Origin of the sequence: Clostridium tarantellae (genome assembly GCF_009295725.1) — a bacterium.
In the GTDB taxonomy this organism is placed as follows: Bacteria; Bacillota; Clostridia; order Clostridiales; family Clostridiaceae; genus Sarcina; species Sarcina tarantellae.
In genome coordinates, this window is record NZ_WHJC01000136.1 from 1 (window position 1) to 9,273 (window position 9,273).

Consider the following 9,273-nt stretch of genomic DNA (forward strand, 5'->3'; position numbering starts at 1 on the left):
TCTTTTTCTTCTTTTAAGTACTTTCTATTTGATTTATTTTTTGTCATAGTTAAACTCTCCTTATTATTCTCTAAATTTGAGAATACCATTAATTTGTTTCTACGACAACTATCTTACCACCTAGGGATATTCATTATATTTAATTTTATCAAAAGCATTTACATCTATATAAGATACTATTTCATATATAAGTTTAATAAAATTATATTTTGTGGGATTATCAATATAATTTTCTAAAAAACTAATAGAACTGAATTTATTTAAAGATTGAAAATCAGTATTTAGTTCATCTAACTCTTTATTACTAATTTTATAATTATTAAATTCATTAAACTTAATATGTAATTTCTCAAAAGCATATTTATTATCATTAGAATATTTTAAAAGATTTTCTTTATCTTCTTCAATACATTCTTTAATTATATTTGATACTTTTTTATTATATTCATTTATTGTTCCATCATAAGCTCTCTTAATAATATTTAAATATGGATTAATATCTTTCTCATCTAATTTAATTCTTATCTCTGTATCTAAAGTGAAATTTTCTATTTCTAAATGATTAAAATAAATATTTAATTTACTTATATCTTCATCGGTTACATATTTTTTTCTTACTAAAATACTTAAATATTCTTTTTTTTCATATACTTTTGAATATACTGTTCCATATACTTTAAATCCAATATAATTTTTAGTTTTATATCTTATTGTATCTGGTAAGAGTTCATAATAATTCAATATATTTGTTATCAAATTTTCCGTCATATATTACTACATCCTTTCTTTCTTATGTAAAAAAAATAAAATTGTAATTTAGAATCAAAATATATGTATTAATTTAACTATAATAATAAATTTTGATTATTATATTAACACAATATTATTTAAATATTGTTGTTAATATAATACCTTTATCAAAACCACCTCTGTTAATTTTTTTTTCTAATCTTTTATCAAATAAATCTTTTTCAGAATATCCTAAATTTTTTGCTAAAGCAAATAAAACTTCCATTATATCAGCCAACTCTTCTAAATTTTTATCAGCTAAATATTCATTAACCTCTTCAATAAGTTTCTCTTCTAACCTTTTAACTTTATTATCTTTAGAAACTATTTCATATTCACACTGTTTACCTGATTTATTTATAATATCTGGAATCAAATCTCTTACTAGTTTATCATATTCTACCATTAATTTACTTACTCCTTTTATGACTTTTTTCAAATCTATTTTTATAGTATTCTTTACATCTAAATTCTATAGCATCTTTAACATGATTTAAAAATGATTTATTATTAATAAATAGTTCAATATCTTCTCTTATTGAAAAGTCTCCATTTGAATTAGTATAAAAGAAATCACTATGAGTTTTTTGTAAATACTTAATTGGATTATTTTTTGCTAATTTAACATATTTCTTTTTATCCCAAGATAGATAATCCTTTGTACTTTTATCTTTTAGCATATCAGAACCATTTGAACCATTTTCATAAAATGTTTTAAATGAATTATATATATCATCATCGTTTATAGACATTTTAAAATTCCCTCTATTATAAAAAGCTAATAATATTGGCATTTTATATGTTTTACTCATGGAAGTTGTTTCTATAGTATTTATAAAATTATAAGCTCTAGAGTTAAATATTTCAATTTCTTCATTGGTTAACTTGTTTTCTTTATTTAAGAATTTCATATAGTCATTAAAAATATTTAAGTTGCTTTTATTTTTCATATTATTATACACATCATCATCCATATAAGTAAAAAATTCTACTCTTGTAGGAATATGCTTTAAGTCTTCATATACACTTATAAATTCTTCAAATATTATATCCTTAAGTTTCATTTCTCTTTGAGCTTGTTCTTTAAATATATCTATTAATTTAAGATCAAAATCTACCATACACTCTTCTGGATAATCATATGAATTAAATTTTCCATTTTTAACATCTAATTTGTTATAATTTTTACCACTTAATAAAAATGGTATTAGGTTTGCTTTTTTATAATTTCCTATAAAATCTATTACATTTAAATAAGTTTTACCTTTAGATTTTCTTAATCCTCTTCCTAATTGTTGAAGAAATACGGTTGGGCTTTCTGTAGGTCTTAAAAACATAACTAAATCAATAGAAGGTATATCCACACCTTCATTAAACATATCTACCGAAAAAATAATTTTAATTTCTCCACTAAGTAAATTATTTAAAGCTTTTGTTCTTTCTTCAGAAAATTCTCCTTTATCTCCACTATAAACAGCTGATGCTTTAATACCTTTAGAATTAAAATATTTAGCCATAAATTCAGCATGTTCTTTTGAAGAACAGAATCCCATAGCTTTTTTAGAATTATATTTTTCATAATGTTTAAAAACTAACTCTACTCTTTTATTAATCATTAAAACTTTATCTAGTTGATTTTTATCATATTTTCCATTTTTAAATTCAACCTCTTCATAATTTATAGTTTCATCATGAATACCATAATAACGAAAAGGAACTAAGTCTCCCCTATTAATAGCTTCCTTTAATCTAATTTCATATACTATATTATAATCGCATAATGAAAATACATCTTTGTTATCTAGTCTTTCAGGAGTAGCAGTTAATCCAAGTAAAAATTTAGGTTCAAAATAATCAATTATTTTTTTATAATTTCCAGCTACCGCATGATGAAATTCATCTATTATAATATAGTCAAAATAATCTTTTGAAAAGAACTTTTCATTTAAATATTCTTCTTTTCCTATAGTTTGTACTAAAGCTAACACAATATCTTTATTATGTTCTTTTAAATTACTATAAAATAAACCTGTACTTTTTTCTGGTCTTACATTTTTAAAGCTTTGTTGAGCTTGTTTAATAATTTCTTCTCTATGTGCAACAAAAAGAATTTTATTATATTTCTTAGAATCAAAAGCCGATAAATAGGTTTTACCTATACCTGTAGCAGCAACAACTAGTCCTTTATCATAGCCTTCTTCTCTACTTTTATTTAAAGAATATAATGCTTCTATTTGTGCACCTCTTGGTTCAAATATATTAATTATTTTATCTTCTTTATCATTTACTAATGATTCTAAATCGTTATATATTTTAGGTCTTATCCAAGTTTTAGAATACTCTTCTAGAACTTCATCTGTAACTTGAAATGAATGATTATTAAATAAATTTTCAAAAGTATTATAAAAGTGATTAAAATCATTTTGATTTCTTTTTTTATTTAATCTATAATTCCATTCAATTGAAGAGGTTAATGCACCTCTAGATATATTAGATGAGCCTATATATAATTCACCATCATTATTTTCATAGTGGAAAATATATGATTTAGGATGAAATGATTTATTAGGATTATTATAAAATCTTAAATCTATTTTATCTGCTAATTTTTCTTTTATTAAATATAAAGCTTGAGGTTGAGTTATTTTTAAATAGCTTCCAGTTAAAATTCTTATTTTAACACCTCTATCTAGAGCATCCTTAAGGTCATTTATTATAAGCTTTACTCCTGTTTCCATTAAAAATGATACTATTATGTCTATTGAAGAGGCTTTTTTTATAGATTGTTTCAAACTATAATACAAATATTCAGTATCACCAGTTATGGAGTTAAAACTTAATAATTTTTCAGCTTCTTTTTCTTTTATTTCTGTTTCTATAATAAGATTATTATTAATCATTTTCCCCTCCTGTTTTTATTTACTTATATACTTTTAAATTTTAAATATAATTTTTACCACAAATTATATTTAACCATGTTAATTCAAATCTATTCGGCATAACATCTGTAGTTTTAAAAATTTCTTTTATTTTTAAAGTAGAAATTTCTGAAATTAATTTATTAATTGTATTTTCAGTATAACAATTAAAGTATCTATTATTTTCATCAGTATATTCTAAATTACCATATTTAAATGACATATATATAATTCCATCTTCTTTTAAGTTAGCAGAAATTTTTAAAAGAAAATCTTTTAAATAGTTTCTTTTAATATGTAATAATGAAGCACAAGCCCATATACAATTAAATTGTTTATTTAAATTAAAATCTTCAAATTTCATTTCAATTACATTTTCATTTAATAGTTTACTTGCTAACTTAACCATTTTATTTGAACCATCTATAGCTAATACATTATGTCCTTGTTGCTTAAAATATAAACTATCTCTACCAGAGCCACAACCTAAGTCTAAAATATAACTATTTTTAGGTATTTGATTAGTAATTTTCTTATATATATGAACTAAATTTACTTTAATTGTTAAATTGTAATAACTTATTGAATTTTCATTATAATATATCAAAGTTTTATCTTTCATCTAAAATTTTCCTTTTTAATATTTTTTACTAAAGTTTCATATTATGCTAATAAATATTTTTTATAGTTATAAATTGAAATTCATTACATATAAATTATATATTATTTTACTTTAAAATCATAATTTTTTATAATAAACCTTATAATACAAAGCATTTTAAAAAATATATTCTAATTTCTTAATTAAATATTTATTTCTTAGCATATCTCCAAAAAAATATCACACTTAAAAACTGTCAACATCAGCCCTTGTGGCTGTTCATTTAATGTTTACAATTTTTATATGTGATATTATCATTAAATTTTGCTAGGAACATTTTATTTTTAAAGTTCAATGTTTCCATAAAAGCTTGTATTTATACAAGCCACCCTAAATATTAATTTTTATTTAAAATATTTATACATTTAACTATTTATTTTGAAGAGATCTATTGAAGAGGATTTATTTATTCATCTAATAATTTATTAATTTTACTTTCCATTTCATCAAAATCAATAATACCTAAATCATATTGATGTTCTATCTTTTGTATTTCTTCAAAAGCATTTAATTTTTTATTTAATTTAACTAATTTTTCATCATATTCTTTTTTAGAGATTAAATTCATTTTTAAACCTCTATCTAACTTATCTTTTTCTTCTATAAATTCTTCTTCTGCTTTTAACTTTTCTTGAATAACTCTTATATTATTTATTTTTTCTTCTAGTTTTACTAATTCCTCTTCTAATTGAGATTTTCTCATAAGTTTAGGATCTAATAAATTTAATATATCTCTTATATCTATTCCTGGCATTTCTTTAGTGTGGATTACATAATTTACAAAACGTCTTCCTATTTGTATATAAGCAGCTTCTATTTCTTCATTTAACGCTTTTATTTCATTTTTTATTTTATTAACTTTCTCTTCCTCATTAGACATAGATGATAAAGTACCTGCTATACTACTTGCAGTTTTAGCAATAGAATCTGTTATAAATTTAATATTTTTAAAGAATGACATAAGCTTTCTCCCCTTTTGTCTTCTTAAAGTACTTTATATATTATATTTTTTGTAACCTTATATAGTTCTTAGTTAAGAAATATTATTTTCTTTTATGATATAATGTAATATATAGATAATCTTTTATTTCTAAATCCTTAAATCTAATTAGTATTTTAGCTATTCTTTAATTAATAAAACTAAATTTTTAAGGAAGGTGATTTTTTTGGTAAACATAATTGTATATATTATATCTGGATTATTAGCTGGTATTGGTATAGGATTAGTAGGCTTATCAGCAGCTTCAATAATACCACCAATACTTATTGTAATTTTAGGTTTAAATGCTTATGAAGCTATTGGAATTGCTTTATCAGCAGATGTGTTAGCTTCTGGAGTTTCCACACTTACATATTTAAAAAATAAAAATGTGGATATAAAAAATGGTACTGTAATGATGATAGCTACTGTAGTGTCCACATATATTGCTAGCTATTTTGCAAAGTTTATTCCTAACCATGTGTTAGGTGGATTTTCAGTAGTTGCTACTTTATTTTTAGGTATTAAGCTTACGGTTAAGCCAATAAATACTACTAAAGGAACTAATACTAAACACTTTGGAAAAAAGAAACAAATAATTCTTTCAATAATATGGGGAACTTTAATTGGTATAATTTGTGGAATAATTGGTGCTGGTGGTGGAGTAATGACTCTTTTAGTTTTAACTAGTATTTTAGGTTATGATTTAAAAACAGCTGTAGGTACAAGTATCTTTATTATGACTTTTAATGCTTTATCAGGAGCTATTGCTCATATTATACATGGTGGAACAAATGTAATTGCTTTAATATGTTGTGTTATAGCAGCTTTAATTACATCTAGAATGTCGGCTAAATTTGCTAATAAGGTAAATAATAAAACTTTAAATAAAATAACAGGTATATTTTTATTAACATTTAGTGTTATTTTAATATTTATAAAATTTTTTGGACATACTATTTAATTTTCTTAATAAATATTTCTAGCATATTTAGAAAAAAATATCACACCACAAAACTGTCAACATCAGCCTTTATGGCTGTTTATTTAATGTTGTCCGTTTTGTGATGTGATATTATCATATATTTTGCTAAAATATTATTTAAATAATATTTCAATATTTCCATTAACGCTTGTATTTATACAAGCAACCTAAAGATTATAAAAATAAATACTTACTATTTTTAAAAATAAATAGTGAAGAGGTATTTTTATTCAAATATGTTTATAGAATTAAAAAAATCTTCTTTTATTTCAGACATATTTGATAAGTTTGATAATAATTCTATTTCTATTCCAAAGCATTTAATTAAATGTTCTATACATATCAAATTACTATTATTCCCATTCATTTTTATTTTTCTAGGTATTACCTTATTTTCTTTAATCCATTCTATTAAATAACTTTGAAACTCTTCATACATATGTTTAGGATGAGTGATATGGTTACCAACTACCATATTATCTTTAGTGTCTACCATTAACAACACTGCTGGAAAATATGGACATTCTTCATCCATTAAACTTGTTGGAAGATAGAAAATATCTAATTCAAATATATCATTTGTTCGTCTGCATTGTTTAATTAATCTTTTTATATACAATTCATCATATATTGCTGGTATTTGCACAGAAGTATTACATCTTTTAAAAAAAGTTTCAAAATCAATTAGTTCTTCTTTTAATGTGTCATCTTTATTCACCGTATAAAAATAAAGTTTATCTTCTTCTCTTTGGAATATGCCTAATTTTTCTTTGTTATTTTTAAAATCTTTAATAATATTAATGCTATGTTTTAATACATCATTTACCAATTTTAATTCATTAGTATCTTTAATAAAATAAGGAACATATCCTGGTTCATATTTCCTAAAAGAAGGCCATTGTTTTTTTCCTCTAAAAGAAATTCCTGATGCTTTTATCATATTATAATCTTCATTTTCTATATCTTTTCTATCATCAAAATATAAAGCTAAAGCTTTTTGTTTATTTACCATTTCAAATTGAGTATTATAATTACAATTTAAAATATTAAAGTAAGAATTTATAGATTCAAAATTATTATAAATCACTATACCAAATACTTCACCAGCTTTTCCAAGAACAGAACAAAGAATTATATCATCTTTTTCAGGAAATTTTATTACAAAAAATTCTGTGTCAAAAAGAGTTTCCCATGGTTTTAATTCATTAAATTCTTTTGTTGTTTTATATAAAGACTCTAATAAAATTTCTTTTTTATTTTTTTTAAATATAGTTGATGAATTTTTCATATTATTTAAATTTTCTTTTATTTTAACTGGTAAAAATTCAAATTCAGTTTCTCTTTCACCTACATAACCACAAACACCATCTCTAGGAGAATTTAAGTAACTTACTTCTTCAATACTTTCTTCTGATAACTTTAAATTATTTACACATGATTTGCATAAGTATCTATTTTTCTCATAATCATAATATGTAGAGGTTTTACTACAAATATAACAATTTTCAGTATGTTCACTATTTCTAGCTATTATTTCTATTTTCTTTTCTTTGTTGCCAGTAGTAAATTTATCTATGATTTTTAATTTTAACTCTGTAGTAGAACCCCAATCATAACTATATGTAACTATATCATCTATATTTATTACATCTTTAAGTTTATAATTTAAACTTTTAGCATCTTTAAATGTCCATGAAAAAAAATCACAATCTTCATTCTCTTCATCTTCATCATTAACATCTGAATCATACTTTTCATCATAAATTTTAAAGCTACTTAAATGTCCACAACATTCTAACCAAATTTTTCTTAAAAATTGGTCTAAATCTTTTAATTTCAAGTTTTCATCTATTGTTATATACATCCAATATTCACTTTTCATATAAGTTGGTGTAATTTGAATAAGATATTTTTTAATAAGTTTAGAACTATCATTTTTCATATCTTCTACGTTACTAACTCTTGTTATGCAACTTTTTATATGCTTAAGAGCTGATCTTGATTTTAAATCTTTTTCACAAAAATAACATTTGCCGTCCATAGTATATCCTTCTTTCTATTACTTTAATTAAATATTATAACATATAAAAACTATTCTAGCATAAAACCATAAAATAAACACAATGTTTATTTTATGGTTTGATATTACAATATATTAAAAAAGCCTTAAATTTCTAAAATGTCCTTGACTAAGGGTACACTTTATTCTTATAAATTTAAGACTTTTTATTAGTATGTGTTTAAATTTTAAATTTATTTTTTAGTTATATTATGACCATCAGATTCTAAAACTATATCTCCATCTAAATTAGTTTGATATGTTTTAACTCCAAATTTTTTAAAAGTTTCAATTGTTTCTTTATGTGGATGTCCATATTTATTATGAGTTGCTAAAGACATAATTGCAATTTTAGGACTTACAGCTTTTATAAATTCTTCTGATGAAGAGCTGTGAGAACCATGATGACCTGTTTTTAACACATCACTATCTATATTAAATCCTCTTTCAAGCACTTCTCTTTCTACCTCTTTTTCAGCATCACCAGTAAATAAAAAGCTATTTTCACCAAAAGTAAATTTCATTATAGGAGAATAATTATTTAAATTATCATAGCTATCCTTATTAGGTGAAAATACTTCCACTTTAGCTCCTTTTCCTAAATCAAATTTATCTCCTGTACCAGCTTTTAAAACTTCAACTTTCAATCCTTTTTTCTTAACTTCTTTTATCATATTTTCAAATGTTCTAGTGTTATGTGTTACTTTAGGTGCACAAAAATGTTTAACATTAAAAGTTTTTAATACCTTAGCCATTCCTGGTTCTAAAAATGTACTAAAATATACTCATTTAGATAATTCGCACTTTTACTATCATAAGATAGCATTTAAGCCTTGGATGTACCAGTTCGTAAAATTCATAATATTTAACTAAATCCTAAAT

The 9,273-nt window shown here is 22.4% G+C and carries 8 protein-coding genes; 1 reads left to right on the forward strand and 7 read right to left on the reverse strand.

Features of this window, described 5'->3' with window-relative positions; translation table 11 throughout:
- Window positions 1-120 precede the first annotated feature (120 nt).
- The 5 genes from GBZ86_RS09620 to GBZ86_RS09640 form a co-directional block, all read right to left on the reverse strand.
- A complete protein-coding gene (locus GBZ86_RS09620; protein ID WP_152890122.1) occupies window positions 121-768 on the reverse strand; it encodes a hypothetical protein in 648 nt (215 codons plus the stop codon).
- A gap of 115 nt (window positions 769-883) precedes the next feature.
- A complete protein-coding gene (locus tag GBZ86_RS09625) occupies window positions 884-1,195 on the reverse strand; it encodes a nucleoside triphosphate pyrophosphohydrolase (protein WP_152890124.1) in 312 nt (103 codons plus the stop codon).
- 4 nt (window positions 1,196-1,199) lie between these two features.
- Window positions 1,200-3,689 (reverse strand): DEAD/DEAH box helicase family protein, encoded by a 2,490-nt coding sequence (locus GBZ86_RS09630; protein WP_152890126.1) that lies wholly within the window; start codon window positions 3,687-3,689, stop codon window positions 1,200-1,202.
- Window positions 3,690-3,729: 40 nt separating this feature from the next.
- Entirely contained in the window at window positions 3,730-4,329 is a 600-nt protein-coding gene (locus tag GBZ86_RS09635) for a class I SAM-dependent methyltransferase (RefSeq protein WP_152890128.1), read from the reverse strand.
- Window positions 4,330-4,774: 445 nt separating this feature from the next.
- Window positions 4,775-5,329, reverse strand: coding sequence for a hypothetical protein (locus tag GBZ86_RS09640; RefSeq protein WP_152890130.1), 555 nt, complete (start codon window positions 5,327-5,329; stop codon window positions 4,775-4,777).
- 196 nt (window positions 5,330-5,525) lie between these two features.
- Between GBZ86_RS09640 and GBZ86_RS09645 the strand changes: the two genes are divergently transcribed.
- On the forward strand, window positions 5,526-6,311 hold the full coding sequence (locus tag GBZ86_RS09645; protein ID WP_327444824.1) for a sulfite exporter TauE/SafE family protein: 786 nt from the start codon (window positions 5,526-5,528) through the stop codon (window positions 6,309-6,311).
- A gap of 247 nt (window positions 6,312-6,558) precedes the next feature.
- Here GBZ86_RS09645 and GBZ86_RS09650 read toward each other — a convergent pair whose 3' ends face one another.
- Window positions 6,559-8,373, reverse strand: a complete 1,815-nt coding sequence (locus GBZ86_RS09650) for a DUF7309 domain-containing protein (protein ID WP_152890133.1) — start codon at window positions 8,371-8,373, stop codon at window positions 6,559-6,561.
- Window positions 8,374-8,585: 212 nt separating this feature from the next.
- Window positions 8,586-9,146 (reverse strand): ComEC/Rec2 family competence protein, encoded by a 561-nt coding sequence (locus GBZ86_RS09655; protein ID WP_152890135.1) that lies wholly within the window; start codon window positions 9,144-9,146, stop codon window positions 8,586-8,588.
- Between the last annotated feature and the right edge of the window lie 127 nt (window positions 9,147-9,273).

Excerpts from the sequence above, each read along its gene's own strand:
- GBZ86_RS09620 (WP_152890122.1), bottom strand. The coding sequence starts at position 768 with ATGACGGAAAATTTGATAACAAATATATTGAATTATTATGAACTCTTA.
- GBZ86_RS09625 (WP_152890124.1), bottom strand. The coding sequence starts at position 1,195 with ATGGTAGAATATGATAAACTAGTAAGAGATTTGATTCCAGATATTATA.
- GBZ86_RS09630 (WP_152890126.1), bottom strand. The coding sequence starts at position 3,689 with ATGATTAATAATAATCTTATTATAGAAACAGAAATAAAAGAAAAAGAA.
- GBZ86_RS09635 (WP_152890128.1), bottom strand. The coding sequence starts at position 4,329 with ATGAAAGATAAAACTTTGATATATTATAATGAAAATTCAATAAGTTAT.
- GBZ86_RS09640 (WP_152890130.1), bottom strand. The coding sequence starts at position 5,329 with ATGTCATTCTTTAAAAATATTAAATTTATAACAGATTCTATTGCTAAA.
- GBZ86_RS09650 (WP_152890133.1), bottom strand. The coding sequence starts at position 8,373 with ATGGACGGCAAATGTTATTTTTGTGAAAAAGATTTAAAATCAAGATCA.
- GBZ86_RS09655 (WP_152890135.1), bottom strand. The coding sequence starts at position 9,146 with ATGGCTAAGGTATTAAAAACTTTTAATGTTAAACATTTTTGTGCACCT.